The organism is Colwellia sp. SU-HH01217, assembly GCF_057543495.1.
Window position 1 is genome coordinate 601834 of the sequence record NZ_BAAJLX010000001.1, and the last position, 17690, is coordinate 619523.

15 protein-coding genes are annotated in these 17690 nt (G+C 37.1%); 8 read left to right on the forward strand and 7 right to left on the reverse strand.

The window, feature by feature from the left end:
* Positions 1 to 7: 7 nt before the first annotated feature.
* Together AC27G3_RS02580 and tsaE are read right to left on the reverse strand one after the other, a co-directional pair.
* On the reverse strand, positions 8 to 1330 hold the full coding sequence (locus AC27G3_RS02580) for an N-acetylmuramoyl-L-alanine amidase (protein ID WP_487118492.1): 1323 nt from the start codon (positions 1328 to 1330) through the stop codon (positions 8 to 10).
* Between the two features lie 21 nt (positions 1331 to 1351).
* Positions 1352 to 1837, reverse strand: a complete 486-nt coding sequence (gene tsaE / locus AC27G3_RS02585) for a tRNA (adenosine(37)-N6)-threonylcarbamoyltransferase complex ATPase subunit type 1 TsaE (protein WP_487118493.1) — start codon at positions 1835 to 1837, stop codon at positions 1352 to 1354.
* 339 nt (positions 1838 to 2176) lie between these two features.
* Between tsaE and queG the strand changes: the two genes are divergently transcribed.
* Entirely contained in the window at positions 2177 to 3328 is a 1152-nt protein-coding gene (gene queG, locus AC27G3_RS02590; protein WP_487118688.1) for a tRNA epoxyqueuosine(34) reductase QueG, read from the forward strand.
* 38 nt (positions 3329 to 3366) lie between these two features.
* Here queG and AC27G3_RS02595 read toward each other — a convergent pair whose 3' ends face one another.
* From AC27G3_RS02595 to orn, 5 genes are all read right to left on the reverse strand, one after another.
* Positions 3367 to 3579, reverse strand: a complete 213-nt coding sequence (locus AC27G3_RS02595; protein WP_487118495.1) for a DUF1289 domain-containing protein — start codon at positions 3577 to 3579, stop codon at positions 3367 to 3369.
* A 45-nt stretch (positions 3580 to 3624) separates the two neighbouring features.
* On the reverse strand, positions 3625 to 7179 hold the full coding sequence (locus AC27G3_RS02600) for a hypothetical protein (protein ID WP_487118497.1): 3555 nt from the start codon (positions 7177 to 7179) through the stop codon (positions 3625 to 3627).
* Positions 7180 to 7386: 207 nt separating this feature from the next.
* Positions 7387 to 7881 (reverse strand): DUF4442 domain-containing protein, encoded by a 495-nt coding sequence (locus AC27G3_RS02605; protein WP_487118499.1) that lies wholly within the window; start codon positions 7879 to 7881, stop codon positions 7387 to 7389.
* Between the two features lie 68 nt (positions 7882 to 7949).
* Entirely contained in the window at positions 7950 to 8852 is a 903-nt protein-coding gene (locus AC27G3_RS02610) for a DMT family transporter (protein ID WP_487118500.1), read from the reverse strand.
* 334 nt (positions 8853 to 9186) lie between these two features.
* A complete protein-coding gene (orn, locus tag AC27G3_RS02615; RefSeq protein WP_487118502.1) occupies positions 9187 to 9732 on the reverse strand; it encodes an oligoribonuclease in 546 nt (181 codons plus the stop codon).
* A gap of 113 nt (positions 9733 to 9845) precedes the next feature.
* On the opposite strand from orn, the gene rsgA reads away from it, so the two are divergent.
* The 7 genes from rsgA (at position 9846) to AC27G3_RS02650 (ending at position 17639) form a co-directional block, all read left to right on the forward strand.
* Complete coding sequence (gene rsgA / locus AC27G3_RS02620) at positions 9846 to 10898, forward strand: small ribosomal subunit biogenesis GTPase RsgA (RefSeq protein WP_487118504.1); 1053 nt, start codon at positions 9846 to 9848, stop codon at positions 10896 to 10898.
* 84 nt (positions 10899 to 10982) lie between these two features.
* Complete coding sequence (gene asd / locus AC27G3_RS02625) at positions 10983 to 11843, forward strand: archaetidylserine decarboxylase (RefSeq protein WP_487118690.1); 861 nt, start codon at positions 10983 to 10985, stop codon at positions 11841 to 11843.
* Between the two features lie 4 nt (positions 11844 to 11847).
* Complete coding sequence (locus AC27G3_RS02630; protein WP_487118506.1) at positions 11848 to 12579, forward strand: glycerophosphodiester phosphodiesterase; 732 nt, start codon at positions 11848 to 11850, stop codon at positions 12577 to 12579.
* A 141-nt stretch (positions 12580 to 12720) separates the two neighbouring features.
* Positions 12721 to 13101 carry a BlaI/MecI/CopY family transcriptional regulator gene (locus AC27G3_RS02635; RefSeq protein WP_487118508.1) on the forward strand — a complete coding sequence of 127 codons (381 nt, stop codon included), beginning with the start codon at positions 12721 to 12723 and terminating at the stop codon, positions 13099 to 13101.
* Between the two features lie 60 nt (positions 13102 to 13161).
* Positions 13162 to 15408: a TonB family protein gene (locus AC27G3_RS02640; RefSeq protein WP_487118510.1), complete on the forward strand. Its 2247-nt coding sequence runs from the start codon at positions 13162 to 13164 to the stop codon at positions 15406 to 15408.
* A gap of 126 nt (positions 15409 to 15534) precedes the next feature.
* A complete protein-coding gene (locus tag AC27G3_RS02645; RefSeq protein ID WP_487118512.1) occupies positions 15535 to 16236 on the forward strand; it encodes a response regulator transcription factor in 702 nt (233 codons plus the stop codon).
* A complete protein-coding gene (locus AC27G3_RS02650) occupies positions 16233 to 17639 on the forward strand; it encodes an ATP-binding protein (protein WP_487118514.1) in 1407 nt (468 codons plus the stop codon). The genes AC27G3_RS02645 and AC27G3_RS02650 overlap by 4 nt, the downstream gene beginning before the upstream one ends.
* The last annotated feature ends 51 nt before the right edge of the window (positions 17640 to 17690 follow it).

A 17690-nucleotide genomic window follows, 5' to 3' on the forward strand; every position in this document is an offset into this window, starting at 1 on the left:
GGGAGAGTTAGCCTTCGCGAGGAATTTTTAGCGTTTGACCAATTCTTACAGTGTTTGATTTTAAATTATTGGCTGACTTGATAGTCGCCACAGAGACTTTATAACGCTGTGCTAATACCGACAAAGACTCGCCACTAGACACTCGATGCTTTTTATAACCGATAGCCGCCAGTAATGTGCCTTTAGGTGGGTTAATAGTAAAGTAATCGTCAGTCGCATTATAAATCGCTTTTGCTAAGCGGCGTTGATGCCGAGGATCATTTAATTTTCTTTCTTCTTGGGGATTAGAAATAAAGCCAGTTTCAATTAACACAGAAGGTATATCTGACGATTTCAGTACAGCTAAACTAAGACCTTCTGGCTTTTTCTTATGTAGTTTCGTTACTTTTTTTAACTGGCCAAGTACATGACTTGCGAAATCATAACTGCTGCCCATAGTGTATTCTTTTTTCATATCAGCGAGTGTTATCGCCAAATTTTTATCTTTCGTTTTTTTAATGGTTTCGCCAGCACCACCTAACAACTCAGACTCTTTTTCTCTGTTAGCGATCCAGCGTGCGAATTCTGAATTAGCTCGTCTTGGTGATTGAACTAAAACAGAGGCGCCACTTGGCTGAGAAGAAGTAAACGCATCAGCATGAATTGAAATCAGTAAGTCGGCTTTACCTTCGCGGGCTAATTGAGTTTTCCTATTGTGGTTCACGTAATAATCGCCTGTACGAATCATTACTGCTTTCATACCTTTTTTAGCGTTAATTAGTTTTTCAAGCTCTTTGGCTATTTTTAACGTTATACGCTTTTCATAAGTGCCTCTTGAACCAATAGAGCCAGGATCTTCACCACCATGACCTGCCACAATCGCTACAACAACATCTCTTTTAGTCTGCGACGGTTGAGTACTTTTTGCGACTTTCGATTTTTTATTCTTGTCATATAAATCGACAACAAGCCTGTTACTATATCGCCCCGCAGGAGCGAGGGGAAACACTGACAGTTGAAAGCTTTCAGCCAATTCTAAAACAAGACGAGTAGTGCCTTTTACTTTTGAGTGACTGGTTCTGATCCGCTTTATTCGCGGGTCATTTTTTGCTAAATCAGCTAACTTAACTCTATTGTTACTGTTTTTAAAATCAATCACTAAGCGCTCAGGATTCGACAAAGTAAAATATTTATAATCTGGTTCACTTTGCAGATCAAATACAATACGAGTATTTTCAGGTGCAGGCCAAACACGAATACCATCAATACGGTTCGCAGCCAATGCGGAAGAACAAATACAGACAAGCAACAACAATGCTGCTGAAGTTTGTCGAAAAATATGTTTAATCATCAGGCCGCTGTACATTGAATATTATCCCGTGTGTATTTCTTTTAATGCTGTAAGTAAACGAGTGCCTTTTTCAGAACTAGCTAACAAGCTTATACTACGTTGTTCGCCAGTATAAGCAATATTAATCACTAAGTCGGCTTGCGCCAAAACCCCAACCCCTTTTTCCGGCCACTCAACAAAGCAACAGCAATTTTCGGCAAAGTAGTCACGAATACCCATGTACTCCAGCTCTTCGGGATCACTTAATCGATATAAATCAAAATGATAAACATTCCAATCGCCAAGCTCATAAGGTTCAACTAAAGTGTAAGTTGGGCTTTTTACATTGCCAACGTGCCCCATACCACGAACAAAACCTCGTGTTAATGTGGTTTTTCCAGCGCCTAAATCACCATTTAAATAAACTATTACCCCTTGTTTAATAGTGGTTTGTATAACATTGGCTAATTGGCTACCAATTTCAATTGTGGCTTGTTCATCAGCTAAAAAATAGTCAAGTTGTTTCATGGTACTCACATTGGTATGCCATCTAAAATTATCGTGTGCTCATTTTTTCAAAAATATTGCTTAATAAGCCACTTAAAAATTAGACCTTCACATTATTTTCACTAATTCTACCAGTTGCTACGCCATGAATAAATACCGATAAACAGAGCACTACCTATGTAAGGTCTTGCATCTTCACTATTCTATGGAACTTATGTCGCTCCACGGCTTAGCTATGATAAACTTATATTGTTTTTTAGCGGCACCGCTTTTCTTACCGCCAATAGTATTCGTGACTGAATAACTCGAAGATGATTTATGACTGACAATTTACCTAACCAGACGCCTAACAATAGCAAAATTAACGAGCAAGAGATTGATTACCAAGCACTCGCCGAAAACATTAAAGTGTGGGGGCAAGCGCTTGGTTTTGATCAGGTAGGTATTTGTGATGTTGATTTAACAAGTCATGAACCCGCTTTTCTTAAATGGTTAGAAAATAATTATCACGGCAATATGGATTACATGGCAAGACATGGCTTAATGCGTGCTAGACCCGCCGAGCTTGAAAGTGGCACTATTCGCGCCATCAGTGTACGTATGAATTATTTACCTACGGATGCTGCATTTGCTAAGACGCTTAAAAATAAAGATCAAGCCTATGTTAGTCGTTATGCGCTTGGGCGAGATTACCACAAAATGATGCGTAAAAAGCTGCAACAACTTGGTCATAAAATTAAAGCCCATTGTGCTACATTAAATTTCAGACCCTTTGTTGATTCCGCGCCTATTCTTGAACGTCCACTTGCTGAGAAAGCCGGTTTAGGTTGGGTTGGCAAGCACAGTTTAGTTATTAATAAAGAAGCAGGATCTTGGTTTTTTCTCGGTGAACTGCTCGTTGACATTCCACTGCCTTGCGATGAAAAACCAAGCAATGATTGCGGAACTTGTGTCGCCTGTATTAAAATTTGTCCCACTAACGCTATTGTAGAACCTTATGTTGTCGACGCTCGTCGTTGCATTTCTTATTTAACCATAGAATTAAAAGAGGCTATTCCGGTTGAATTCAGACCATTAATGGGCAATCGCATTTATGGTTGTGACGACTGCCAACTAATTTGTCCTTGGAATAAATACGCAAAACTTAGCGTAGAGGAAGATTTTCAACCAAGACAAAATTTAGATAAAGCTTCTTTACTGGAGTTATTTGCTTGGCAAGAGGATGAGTTTTTAACAAAAACAGCCGGCTCTCCTATTAGACGTATTGGTTACCAGTCTTGGCAACGAAATCTGGCCGTTGCTTTAGGCAATGCTAATTTTGATGAACAAATTACACTGGCCTTAACAGATAAACTCTCAACTGCTGAACCTATGGTGGCAGAGCATATTCAATGGGCACTAGAGCAACAAGCCATTAAACAAGATGAAAAACAAACACACACAGAAGTTAATCAACGTTTAACCGCGCGACTTATTCGTTCAGTGGAGAAAGGCTTACCAAGGGATGCATAGCTATCAAACTAGAGGGATGAAAATACATCGATTTCCGGTTAATTATCGCAGCGACCACTATTTTTCTGGCGTCTTTGTTGGCAGTTTTTTTGTATTAATTGCTTTTCTGTTAGGGTGCGTTCTTGCCAACCAATAATTTCATCTATATGTCGAAAACAACCAACACAAATATCTTCCTTGTTTAAACAACAATTTCGCACACATGGCGAGGGAATAGTTTGTGTGTTGCTTTTTATTTCTTCATCGCTCACAAATACTCTCCTTAGGGCGTGTTGAACCGTCATACACCAAGTCACTTAAAGCGAATTGGCATACTTTTCTATCGCACAAAGCTCCCTTTTTATTCCCATTAAAAGCGCTTTGATTTTATCTATATCTTCATTAACAATCTCAAGTTTAATTTGATGACAAAGCGTTAGTAAATTGTTTGCAGCAAGAATATTAGCGTTTTGTGTCAGCTCTTTTAAAGCATGTAAAGCAGCAGCGTTATCTTTTTCTTTTATTGCAGCAGATAGCCCATCGAAGCTTTCATCGTTGCTTTCAAGGTATTCGTCTAACATAAATATAGCTAACTCAGATGTTCCTTGGTGCTTAATATATTGTTCCATATCGAAGCTGGCTTGCGTTGTCTGCTTAACCTTACCTACATCGGTCACCTGCTTTTCATGCTCTTCTGCGCCTTCAATTTTAACCTTTGGATCAATGATTTTTTTATCTGCGTTGGCAGCAACTGGTGGCTTAGAAGACAATTGAATATGATTATCAATAGTAAGATCTTTATTCACTAAAGGAATCAACCAAGGAGATAATACTTTAGTTAACTCGGCTAAGTTAAGTGGTGATGGTAGTCTTTGAGAAGGTTGTTGACCCGAGCTTAGTTGCATGTGCTCTGACAAGCTAAAAAAGCCTCTTGGGGTGGCATTTTCAATTGATGCAATAGCCGTTGGTGCTTGGTCAAATTCATTAATTAACACTAAATAACGCCCAGTTTGCCAATGTTTTTTCATAGCTTGAACTTGAGAGACAACACGCACTTGTAACCCTAACCAATGTAAAACTCGCAATAAGAGTTGATGGTTTTGTGGAGACGTTACCGCGAGTAATACTTCAATCTGTGTTGAGGAAAATTGATAAGGTAAGCACTGCTCGGCATTTAATAATAAATTACTATTGTCATTAGTTGCCAATAAGCTAGCAACACGAGTTAAAAAATCTTCTTGAGATAAAGGGTAGTCGCCATGGCTGTATAAACCTTGCTCATCAAGGGGCACCTGATAACTTTTTTGCATAACCATCAGCTTTGGCTTAATTGGCAAAGCAAGTGAGTCAATAAAATTCGTTAAGTTTTCAATATTATCAGCCAAACAATCACTAGCCAGTATCACAAGCTTTAAGGGCGCAGACTTAAGCTTCTCTGGTGTGCAATGTTCGATAAATGTAGCAACTGAAGTCGACGTCTGTAATATGCCATCTGCACTGTTAATATAACCTTGAAGTACATCATTAACATCTTGCTCTTGAGTAATTAACGCTATATTGGCTTTTTTAAAATCAACCGCTGGTTGTGTATAAATTGCTTTATCCACAATCGCTAAAGGTAACTCAAACGACACAAGGTAACCTTGTTCGATTAATTGGCAATTTAAATTACTGCCATGTTGGCTCTGCAATAGCGTTTTAAAATACTCAATAATATCCACATTTTTTATTAACGCTTTAGTATCTTCACTTTCGGTCACTATTAAAGCAAGATATTCAGGCAAGGCCGCTAAAGGTTTAGATGTATTAACCGCTATTGACACTTTAATGACTTGTTGCCCTGCATTTTTATCAATAACGTCCATTGAAAACAGTAGTTTGCCATTTTGTTGCCCGTGTAATGATAAACGGCATGCAGCTAAAATAAGTCGTTGAAAAAGTCGAGCATCGAGTTTTGCTTTCGAAATTAATTGTGGATCGCAACGCAGCAATATTTGATTTTGTTGAAATTGAGCTTCACATTTTGCATTTATGATGGCCGCATGAATTTCATCAATCAATGACACATCATTTAAACTCAGCGTTTTGGCACTAAGTTGTAATTGAGCGATCACTTGTTGCTGCCTTATCCAATCTAACATACGTGTTAGTTGACGATATACTTGCACCGATGATTGGGAAACTTGCGTGGTGATTAACGTATTTTGACTTTGCAACATGGTTTGAATAATCATGTCGTTTAATGAATTATTTCGCTCGTATTCCGCTTTTTGACTCGCTTTATTTTGTTCAATTAATTCAAATTCAAGATCTTGAATATTTCTTTTAAGTTTATTATGTTGTTTGGCATCAGCGACAGTCCCGTACCAAAGTGTTTCTTCATAGTTAATATATACAGTGACCGTTTGTTTTGTTACTAACTCAACGTTTAATTGCTGCATGAGTCCCTGACTTTTGACCAAGCGCGCTGCTGCTAATAATTCACGACAACTACCTTGAGTAAAATACGCTCGCCAGCTGTATTTTTTATCTACTACTTCAAACGAATCAAATACTTGTATCAGCGCTGGTGATAAACCTCGCAAAGGTAGTTGCCAATAGGCAATACGATTTAACTGGGAAAATGCACAAATTTGTTGCTGATATTCCTGTTCAATTAACGGATTAATGTCACCCGTTTTACTGTCTGAAATATTTGCTATTTCAGTGGTTAAACTCTTACTATCTGTACTGATCAAAGGTAAATCATCAAATGCTTTTAGCTCCAAATTATTGTGTTCTTGCGCGTTGAGTTCTTGCGCGTTAATTTTTTTACTTATTCGAGTGACACACCAGAAAAACAACAATAAAAAGCCAATAATAGCTCCCCAAAATCCTGGTTGATTTTCTCCTTTAAAAATATGCTGGTTGAGTAAATTAAGGTAATTTGTTGATTCGGTTACCTGATCGACTACAAAGCTTAGTTTAGTCAAATCTTCATCAATTATCAGATCGTTTAGTGCATTTAACTGGCGAATAAAAACATTACGGTAATCACTAATCAAGCGTAAATGACCACGCCACTTTGCTATTGCTCTTTGTTCTGTAAACAAGAGTAAGTGTAAGCTTTTTACCTGTTCACTTAGTTCTCGGTTTAATAAAAGTGCATTATTGTTATCACTTAAGGCATTAAAAAGTGAAAATGTTTGGTCGGCTTGGATATTAATTTTTTCAAAGTAATCAAGAGAAGTTTTAGTTGTTAATGCGCTAAAGTCTAACGCAAGTTTTTCAAACGACTGCTTTATAGCAAACAAATTATCTAACATTAAAGAAGATTTGGTATGCGTTTTTGCTCGGGTTATCGTGACAGAGTCATTCGTCGTCCCCTGCATAATTAATTGGTAGAGCTGTTGGCGCTGGCGACTTACATTTATAATGTTTTCTTCTAATGTCGCTATTATTGCTTTACATTGTGCTAAACCTAAACGCAACAATTGATGATTGTGCTGACTGCTTTGAGCAGTTCTATTTGTTAATGTTTGATTGTTTTTATTCTCAATTAACCAAGCAGTAAATAGTGGTGATTTATTTTGCAGCATGCCATTAAGTAATTGCCACTGCTTGATCAACTGTTGATTGTCTTGCTTTATATCACCTGCGCTTGAATCTTTAACTATTTTATTAAGCAGTGCACGTGTTTGAATAAGTGTCGTTTGATATTTTATCTGCTGTTTTAACTGTACTGCCTCAACTGCATTGTGCGATTCGATTTGGCTGCGATGAAATTGATAAGCATTTAATATAAATAAAATAAAAAATACAAAAATACATACTAACCCAACAAGGAGAGTATTTATTTGGCGGCTAACTGATTGTAAAGAAGAATGACTCATGAATAGCTACTTACTAGTAACTTTGCTTTCATAACAAATCAAGCAAAGTTGTTATTTCCCTGTGTTAGTGATTGTATTATTCAATCACCACCCAACGCTAGTTGGTTAGTTTAGGGAATTAGCGGTAAGAAGCAATACTTTTTACTTTTTAGAAAAATAGGGATACCTAATAAATTTGATAACCCTAATAATAGCGATAAGGTATTTCTATGCAGCTTTACGTTTTTTACTGATCCAAGCCCAATCCATGATACATTCAATGGGCGATTCACCCGACTCATCTGTAATCACAACATTGACTAACATATCGCCTTTTTCTTGCGAATGAATTTGGTGTATTTGCTCATCAGTCAATACAGCCTTAGCTGTTAATGCGCCTTGCATTCGGCGTTGATATTTCAATGTTAACGATTTAATCACTGGCACACAGGTATCAGGCACATTCATACCAAAAACAATACCTGATGTAGACTCGGCCAGTAATGCTGCTGCTACGGCATGAACACCACCAATATGATTTTGAACCTTTTTCTTATTAGCTAACGTGATAACCACTTCTTTTTGAGACACTTTCTTTATTTTAATCCCTGTTGTATTAGCATATTTAACTTTAGTACAAAAAAGTAACGTTAAAAGAAATGGCTGCATAAACGTAGGGGCTTGATAAATTTTACTAACAAGACGGCTAAATGTATTGGTCATAAATTACCTATAAATAAACAAGTGGTTTAATGGTATTGTTAAACATACTGGTCAGACCTGCAAGTTTTTTATGGTGGCATGCTAGATTTATTAAGCGCTCTGGAAAAAAATTGATCGCCCCAGTTATAAATGGCTAAACCCGACATCACAAAAATAGCACCAATAATTAAATAGATAGAAACCACTTCATCATTTAATATCACTCCAAAGCTCATTGCCAATACCGGAGTCATCATAGTAATCAAGGCAACGGTACTCGCATTGAGTTTTTGCAATATGTAAAAATAGGCAACGAAACCTAATAACGAACCAAAAATTCCTAAGTATAAAATGGCCCATAGAGATCTTGCTTGCCATTGTTCATAAGGTAAAGTGCCATCAAACAAAAACCAAGTTATTGCAAACATAGGCACTGAAGTGGCTAGCGAACCTACGGTTGTTGCAACTGGATTAATGCTAATTTTCACACTTTTAACTAAAACACCGCTTAAACTAAAAAAGATCACCGCCATCAAAATATACACGAGGCCTAAGTTAAGATTACTATCAAATGATAAACTGCCAGAGCAAACAATCGCTAAGCCAATTAATGATGTGGTCATCGCCAATTTTTTCATGGCAGACAGTTTTGGCTCTGCGAGTATCTTTTGAGCAAAAATACCAGAAAATATCGGCGCTAAACCAAAAATTAACGATATCATCCCTGACGAAATTGTCGCAGCGGCTAGATAAGAAAACATCATGCCCCCATAAACCCCTAGTGCTGAAAAGGTATAAAGACGTAAAGCCGCCTTATCCCAAGGCAAATAAATATTTCGCATGCGTAGAATCATCCAGCCTAAAATAACGGCGATAACCATTCTTGATAATACCGCAAATGTTGGACTAACAGATTCACTACTCCACACTATACCAAGCGGGGTAGTCGACCAAATTAAAACAACTGCTAAATAGGCAACAGATACAGGCATTTTATTCTCCATTAAACTCTTTCAAGTTCAATTAACGATTATTGAAACACGCATTAAAAGCCATAACCAAGGCGGAAATTTTATAAAGGGAAATAAAAAAGCCGCAGAATTGATTGCGGCTTGAAACAATTGAAAAGATTGATTTATCTTAAACTAAACTTTCAAACCACACAGGTACTGCCATCGATTATTGACAGTCACAAGGCGATGACAACAGAGTGTTGAGTGCTGTAGGTTTGATAAATTTAATAACATAATAGTAGCTTACTTTTTTGATTGCATCCATAGTGCGCTTTGCCCCAAAGAGAGTCAATGTTAAAAACGGGAATCTTCGTTATAATTTAAAAAAGTGTTCTTGATAAACCTTTAATTCGCTTATAGATTCTCTAATATCATCTAAAGCTAAATGAGCGCCCGTTTTAACAACCTTATCTAATACCTCAGGCTTCCAACGTCTCGCCAATTCTTTTATTGTACTAACATCAAGATTGCGATAATGGAAATAATCTTCATATTCTGGCATATATTTATTAATAAATCGGCGATCTTGGCCAATGCTATTTCCGCACATAGGCGACTTGCCTTTGGGGACATATTGCTCAACAAATTTAATCGTCTCTTTCATCGCTGTGGTTAAATCAGTTTGACTATCACGACAACGTTGAGTTAACCCTGAATCTCCATGATGTTCAATACACCATTGGCTCATATTATCGAGCACATGGTCACTTTGATGAATAGCGAAAACCGGCCCTTCTGCCAAAATATTCAATTGACTATCAGTAATGATGGTCGCCATTTCTAAAATTACATCTACGCTTGGCTCTAGTCCGGTCATCTCTAAATCGAGCCAAATTAAGTTACTCTCATTACAGGTCATAATTTCCCTTAAAAATATACATTTGTTACAAGTATCAATTTCACAGTATAATACGCAACTAACACAAACCAATGCAAATACACTGGAATGCCAAAATAAAATGATAAAGCATCATGGCTAAAGCTAAAAAACTGACGAAAGGTCAGGTACGCCGTATTAAAGATAATCAAGCCAATAAACTTAAAAACCTTAAAAGCAAAAAAAGCAGCGATAAGGTTCAATGGCAAGATGATCAGTTAGGCGATGCACAAAGTGGTGTTATCATCAGTCGTTTTGGTCAGCATGCTGATGTTGAAGGCAGCGATAAGAAAATTTATCGTTGTAACATTAGGCGTTCAGTTAAATCATTAGTGTGCGGCGATAAAGTTATATGGCGCTTAGGTAAAGAAGAACAAGATAAAATAAATGGCATTATCGAAGTAGTCGAAGAACGCACATCTATTTTGAGTCGCCCTGATGTTTATGACGGTGTTAAACCGATTGCAGCTAATATTAGCCAAATACTGATTGTATCTTCCGTGTTACCTGCTTTTAATCCTGATATTATTGATAGGTATTTAGTCGCTGCTGAGCAAACAGGTATAACCCCCATTATTGTACTTAACAAAATTGATTTGCTCGATGAAAACAATACAGCCGAAATTGAAACCCAATTAGATATATATCGCTCTATCGGTTATCAAATTATTTATGCCAGTAGCGAAACTCGAGAGGGCATCGCAGCAATTAAACAACAACTGAATCAGCAAACCAGCATATTTGTCGGTCAATCTGGCGTTGGAAAATCTACATTAACCAATACACTCATGCCAGAACTAGGCGTGTTAACAAAAGTTGTCTCAGAAAACTCTGGATTAGGTCAACATACCACTACGGTAGCTCGTCTTTATCATTTTAATGATGGCGGTGATCTTATCGACTCACCAGGTATTCGTGAATTTGGTTTATGGCATTTAACCCCCGAACAAGTGTGCCAAGGTTTTATTGAATTTGCAGATTACTTAGGCTACTGCAAATTTAGAGACTGTAAACACCAAACTGATCCGGGTTGCGCTTTAATTGCCGCTGGCGAAGAAAACAATATTCATCCAAAACGTTTAGCTAGTTTTCAACGAATTCTAAACAGTTTAGGCGACAACACGTTAACCTCGCGATTTAACGATTAACATTTCAAAATTAAATATAATATAAATTAAGTTAAGGAAAAATTAGTGTCTCTTGATAAAGTTAAAATTACCCTGCAGTATTTAATGCCCAAACATGCTATTTCTCGCTTAGTTGGCAAACTCGCTGCTGCTAAAATGGGATGGCTGACCACCAAGTTAATCGCTATGTTTATTAAGTCTTATGAAATAAACATGGCTGAAGCCAAATTCAAAAATGCCAAAGACTTCGAAACATTTAATGAGTTTTTTACCCGCGAATTAGCAGATGGCGCTAGAACTATCGATGAAGACCCAACAACACTTTGCTACCCAGTAGATGGTAAAATTAGCCAACAAGGTGGCATTGTAGATGGCCAACTTATCCAAGCAAAAGGTTTTGATTATAGTTTAACAACATTACTTGGTGGTGATGAAAAAACAGCGGCTCCCTTTCAAAACGGCCATTTTTCTTGTATTTATTTAGCCCCTAAAGATTACCATCGTATTCATATGCCAATGGCCGGCACTTTACGAGAAATGATTTATGTACCTGGTGATTTATTTTCTGTTAACCCATTAACCGCGAATAATGTACCTAACCTATTTGCCCGAAATGAACGTGTTGTTGCGATATTTGATACAGAGCACGGCGCAATGGCGATGGTTTTAGTTGGCGCTACAATTGTAGCCAGTATTGAAACTGTTTGGGCGGGTACAATTACACCACCTGCAGGTAAAGATATATTTCGTTGGCAATACCCTGCATCAGGTATTGATGCGGTACATTTAGCCAAAGGAGCTGAAATGGGTCGCTTTAAGCTAGGTTCTACTGTGGTAACAACTTTTGCCCCAGAAATGGTCGAATTTAATCAGACCGCAGGTCCAAACACAGTGACTCGTTTAGGTGAGCATTACGCCGATCTATGTAGCTTTAAAAACACGGCAACTGAGTCGGTAAGCGAATAAATTAATGCAAGTTATTGCTCATAGAGGTGCCAGCGGCGACTTCCCTGAAAATACTTTATTAGCGTTTAATCAAGCAATAACTCAGCAAGCAGATGGTATTGAATTCGATGTTCAATACCATCATTCTGGTCACTTTGTTGTTTTTCATGATAATTACTTAGAAAGACAAACTAATGGTAAAGGCACAATCAACCATTATTCATTGGCAAATTTACAACAACTTGATGCGGGACAAAAACAGTTCATCCCTACACTCGAACAAGCTTTAGCAACAATTAATGGTCGATGTATCGTTAATATTGAAATAAAATCTTCAACAGATGACGAGTCTTGCTTACAAGAAATGACTAAAAAGCTCATGACAATATTAACAATAGCCATTAACCAACATAACTTTATCTCCTCACAATTAATTGTCTCCTCTTTTAATCACCTGTTACTCGCAAAAATTAAAAAGTTAATTCCTCAAACACCTACCGCAGCGTTAGTCGCCTCCTGCCCTATTGATTTTGCCCATTGCGCTGAGCAACTTAACGCAATGAGCTTTAATCCGTCGATAAATATTGTTAATCAACATTTGGTGGATGACGCTCATCAACGAGGCTTAAAAGTATGGGTTTATACGGTTGATAGAAAAGAAGATATCGCTAAATGCTACGATTATGGTGTAGATGCTGTTTTTACCAATTACCCAAATCGAACCCTGCATTATATTAACCAGCTAAAAGGAATATAACTACAAATTAAGATAAATGTCATAAAGCAGATTTTTTAGTTGCTCATTTAATCAACAAGAGATACGATTGAGTTCGTATAATCATTTTTTAGCGTTTATTTTAATTAAACAAAATGCAGTAATCGCAAGAAGGAAAACTAGATGGCTCGCGATAAAAATACTATTAAACCCACAGAAGCAGAATTAACCTTGCTTAATGTACTTTGGCAAATGGGGCCTGCAACTGTGAGACAAATCCACGATGTTGTCAGTGTGTCACAAAAAACAGGTTACACTACTGTGTTAAAGATATTGCAAATTATGCATGAAAAATCGTTAGTTATTCGTGATGAAAGCAATCGTGCTCATGTTTATGCTGCGGCCAATAGTGAAACCCAAACGCAATCATCTTTATTAAAAGATTTGGTCAGTAAAGCATTTGGCGGTTCAACATCAAAATTAGTTATGCGTGCCCTTGATGAATCAACCAGCCAAGAAGAAATTGCCGATATTCGCCAATTACTTAATGAGCTAGAAACATAATTCATTTTTAAGTTTTTATTTACTCTCAAGCGTTAGGATTTTTTTCTTTTGGACAATATTATGCAGGAGTACTTTTTAAGTAATCCTTATTTTTATAGCTTAGCACTCACCTTGATCCATTTTTTATGGCAAGGTTGTATTGTAGCGCTTGCGCTTAAATCAGCATTAATATTGACCTCGCATAAAAATCCACAATTACGTTATGCATTTGCCTCATTTGCCATGTTGCTTTGCTTGTTTCTGCCCTTTGTTACTTTTGCGATTATTTATCAACCCGATGAAGTTGCCCTTGCACAATCAAACAAATTAATTCCATTACTTGAAACATCCGTCAGTTATTTACCTAGCCAAAGTGCCTTTTGGACCACGAATATAGTAGGTTACCTACCTTATTTATCACTTTCTTGGCTTACCATCGTCATGTTGCTAACGTTTAAACTACTTATCGAAGTTTTTACTGTTAACCAACTATCTAAGCAATCTGTGGTGCCTGTTGATACAGAGCTTTTACAGCGCTTTAATTTATTAGTTGCTAAAATGCAGCTGCCTAAATTACCTCGGTTATTAATTTCATTAAAAACTGATGTACCTATGGCTATTGGTTGGTTAAAACCGGTGATTCTATTACCTGCTAGTATGTTAAGTAATTTAACAACTGAGCAACTAGAAATGCTGATATTACATGAGTTAGCGCACATACGCCGTCATGATTATCTTGTTAATTTTTTACAAACATTGGTCGCTATTTTATTATTTTTCCATCCTGCTGTGCAGTGGATTTCCAAACAAATGCGAAACGAGCGCGAATACTGTAGTGACGATATCGCCGTTGAATATTGCGGTAATGCGGTGGCGTATGCTCATACCTTGGCTGACACCGCGACTATTTGCAGTAAACACCGCCATCACACAATTCCCAATATGGCCATGGCAGCTTCAGGAGGCGATTTAAAACAACGCGTTGTTCGTTTAATAGACCATCATTGCACGCCAAGTAACGATGTTGGAAAGTGGTTAGCAGCTAGCACAATTGTTGTCGCTATTTTCGGTTTCAGTGCCCAACAATATTTAACGCCAGGCTTATTTGAAATAGGCACCAATAAACATGCATTAACTGAGTATAACGATGAGTTTACTCATCAAAGAAATTATCAAGAAAGTGCGTTAACTAAATCGACTATTGCGCGCCAACTATTAACAAGTGAAGCAAGTTTCCCTAACAACTTAGCAGAGTTTGATAAACCAAACCCCACGTTAGTATCGCCTAAGCAAACTGCTAATAAAGATGTTATAAGAAATAAAAAAGTAATAAAAACGCAAGTTACCACAGACAAAATACTGGTTGCTGAGCAGTCATTACCTGTTCAAGAAGTCATGCAACCAATTTCAGAAACTAACACAGCTGTTGTAGCCAAAACCAATACGACTAATACAACTGAAGTTACGCCCAATATTTCATCTTTCGATAAAAGCAATGAAACCGAAAATAATGATAGTCTTCATCAATTATCGCTTTCTACATCTTCAGTAAACACTGTAGAAGCTGACAATTTAACATTACCAAGTAAAGCGCTATTAACTCAATCAAGCGCGACAATAACAGAGACGAATCTGGCACAGACTAACACCAATAATCAACCAGAAATAAACGCCCTTTCTGCTACTTCACTAGTAATGGAACAAAACTCTCCTAAACAAGCGTTAGTCAAAAATGATAAGTCGCCAGTGGAAATTTCATTCGAAGAGTTAGATTCAAGCCTTCAGTCAACATCTACTAACATGGCGAATCCGTATGCAAGCCAAATAGCTAGTTTAAATGAGCCGGCAAATAATCAGCGTCAATCGAAAGCAATAGCTGAATTAACAGCGATTGACAATATTAATAGCCAAGCCATTAATGCCAACTTAACTCATACCAACTTAAATAAAGTTGACTTGATTCAATTTGAGAGTAATTTAGCCCATAAAGTACCCGAACACCGTTTTGCTTCTTTAGAAACGAATAAAGCGACTCTTCAAATCACGCCCCCTTTTAAAGAAAAAGCAAAGCTCATTTACGGTATTGATCCTAAATATCCCTCTAATGCCAAACGTAAAGGGTTAGAACTTGAGGTTCAGGTTCACTTTACTATTGATAAAGCTGGCCGAATTAAAGATATTGAGTTTGAACAGCAAAATAAAATCAGTTATTTTAGAAATGCCATCAAAACCGCAATGAGAAAGTGGTCATTTCGTCCAGCAAAAGTCGGTGGGCAACCGGTTGAAAGCCAAATGTCTAAAATATTCTCTTTTAGCTTAACAAGCTAGATTGCTTTATTACCTTATCGCATATTATCCATGCCCTACTGTAAATGTTGTGTAAAAAATATCGCCTCACCATCTTGTTACCGTATGATATAAGCCGCCATTAGACACATTAGGATCAGGGGCAATATGAAAAATAAACACATTTTACTCATTGATGATGATCAAGAGTTAGCTGAACTTTTGACCGATTACTTAAGTTCAGAAAATTTCGAAGTAACCTGTTGTTTTGATGGTGTTTCTGGCCTATCACAATGCTACCTGGATAATATAGATATCATACTGCTTGATGTAATGATGCCCGGTTTAACTGGTTTTGAAGTACTAAAAGCGCTCGGTGGAAAACATAAAACCCCTATTTTAATGTTAACCGCAAAAGGCGATGATGCTGACAGAGTGTTAGGGCTTGATTTAGGTGCAGATGATTATCTTGCTAAGCCTTTTCACCACAAAGAATTACTCGCTCGCATTAAAGCTATTCTTAGAAGAATTAGTATTGTTGAGTCCAGCCAAGCCCCTCAATCACAACTCCAAATAAACCAAGTGATAATTGATCATTCAACACGTTTGGTCACTTGTCATCAACAACCGGTAGAATTAACAGGTACTGAATACCAAATATTGACTTTATTAATGGAGCAACACAGTAGTATTGTTAGTAAAGACACTATTTCTGAGCAAGTACTAGGGCGTAAATTATCACCTTATGATAGAAGCATTGATATGCATGTGAGTAATATTCGTCGAAAATTAATGCCTTTTAGCTCGACTGAAAAAATTAAAACTGTTCGTGGTGCAGGATATATATTCCTGTCGGGTCACACTTCATGATTGCCATTTTAAAACGCTGGTTTAGTTCAATACTCTTTAAGTTATTTATTTGCTTTTGGCTAATCATTATTTTATCGATAGCTTTTACCCGATTACTTTCAATTCAATTTAATAACGATAGTGTGATATTACCTGCTCATAAAGGCGACTTACGACGGTTAGATTTTGTTGACCGATATATAAAAAAGCACTCGCTTGATAAACCACAAGCGTTATTAAAAACAATCTATAAAAAAATGGAACGAGGACCATATAAACCGCCAATATTTTGGTTAAAGAACACTCAAACTGGCCAAGCGTATACTTTAGGTAAAAATAAGCATGAACGTTTAACAAATTACTTAGACAAGAACACGTTTAGTGAAATGGTAAGTATTCAATTTCCTTACACCAGAATAACCGGTCCTCTTGATTTCAATATTAATAACGAGCCTTACCAACTTTACTTAATTAACAGAGATAAAAATAAGCAAGTTGGTCTTTTTATAATGCAAATGCCAGCCTGGGCTCGCATATTAACACCACTAATAATTAGCCTAATCATTAGTTGGTTATTAGCTCGTTCACTCATTAAACCATTAATGGTGATCAAAAAATCAGCCACACAACTTGGCGATGGTGACTTATCTTCACGAGTCATAGATATTACCAAGCGCAATGATGAGTTAGGCCAACTTGCATCTAGCTTTAATTTAATGGCTGAAAAACTCGAACAAAACTTAGGTGCACAACAGCGACTTTTAGGTGATATTTCTCACGAGTTACGCTCACCAATGACACGATTACAAATGGCGTTAGGTTTAGCGCAAAAAAGTAATATCTCAAGCAGCGAAATGAATAAATACCTACAACGTTGCGAGCTAGAAGTTTCACGTTTAGATAGTATGATCAGTGATACTTTAGCGCTATCACGCCTTGAAAATTCTATGCAACCGCTGAGTTTACATGAAATTAACCTGGTTTCATTAATCGAACAATCGATTGAAGATGCCCAATTTATTGCCAATGAGAAATCCGTTACTATTGCGCTTCAATCGAATAAATCACATTGTTTTTTAGCCGATAACCAACTCCTGTCTGGAGCGGTTAATAATATTCTATTCAATGCGGTAAAATACAGCCCTGTTGGTGGACAGATCATTGTTAATATCATCACAACCTCAGAGCACTTAGTCATCATCATTGAAGATCAAGGTGTCGGTGTACCCAGTCAAGATTTACCTCACTTATTTGAACCTTTCTATCGTGTGGTTGAAGCCAGAGATCGCCTTACCGGTGGTACTGGTTTAGGATTAGCCATTGCCAAACAAGCAGTTTTAGCACATCACGGTGAAATTAGTGCAAATAATAATGAAAAAACAGGGTTAACTGTTACTATAACGCTACCTCTTGCTAATCATTAGTTTTTAATTAGCCATTAACAATGCAACAACAATGAAAATAGTCAAATTAAC

Excerpts from the sequence above, each read along its gene's own strand:
- AC27G3_RS02580 (WP_487118492.1), bottom strand. The coding sequence starts at position 1,330 with ATGATTAAACATATTTTTCGACAAACTTCAGCAGCATTGTTGTTGCTT.
- tsaE (WP_487118493.1), bottom strand. The coding sequence starts at position 1,837 with ATGAAACAACTTGACTATTTTTTAGCTGATGAACAAGCCACAATTGAA.
- AC27G3_RS02600 (WP_487118497.1), bottom strand. The coding sequence starts at position 7,179 with ATGAGTCATTCTTCTTTACAATCAGTTAGCCGCCAAATAAATACTCTC.
- AC27G3_RS02605 (WP_487118499.1), bottom strand. The coding sequence starts at position 7,881 with ATGACCAATACATTTAGCCGTCTTGTTAGTAAAATTTATCAAGCCCCT.
- AC27G3_RS02610 (WP_487118500.1), bottom strand. The coding sequence starts at position 8,852 with ATGCCTGTATCTGTTGCCTATTTAGCAGTTGTTTTAATTTGGTCGACT.
- orn (WP_487118502.1), bottom strand. The coding sequence starts at position 9,732 with ATGACCTGTAATGAGAGTAACTTAATTTGGCTCGATTTAGAGATGACC.
- rsgA (WP_487118504.1), top strand. The coding sequence starts at position 9,846 with ATGGCTAAAGCTAAAAAACTGACGAAAGGTCAGGTACGCCGTATTAAA.
- asd (WP_487118690.1), top strand. The coding sequence starts at position 10,983 with ATGCCCAAACATGCTATTTCTCGCTTAGTTGGCAAACTCGCTGCTGCT.
- AC27G3_RS02630 (WP_487118506.1), top strand. The coding sequence starts at position 11,848 with ATGCAAGTTATTGCTCATAGAGGTGCCAGCGGCGACTTCCCTGAAAAT.
- AC27G3_RS02635 (WP_487118508.1), top strand. The coding sequence starts at position 12,721 with ATGGCTCGCGATAAAAATACTATTAAACCCACAGAAGCAGAATTAACC.
- AC27G3_RS02640 (WP_487118510.1), top strand. The coding sequence starts at position 13,162 with ATGCAGGAGTACTTTTTAAGTAATCCTTATTTTTATAGCTTAGCACTC.
- AC27G3_RS02645 (WP_487118512.1), top strand. The coding sequence starts at position 15,535 with ATGAAAAATAAACACATTTTACTCATTGATGATGATCAAGAGTTAGCT.
- AC27G3_RS02650 (WP_487118514.1), top strand. The coding sequence starts at position 16,233 with ATGATTGCCATTTTAAAACGCTGGTTTAGTTCAATACTCTTTAAGTTA.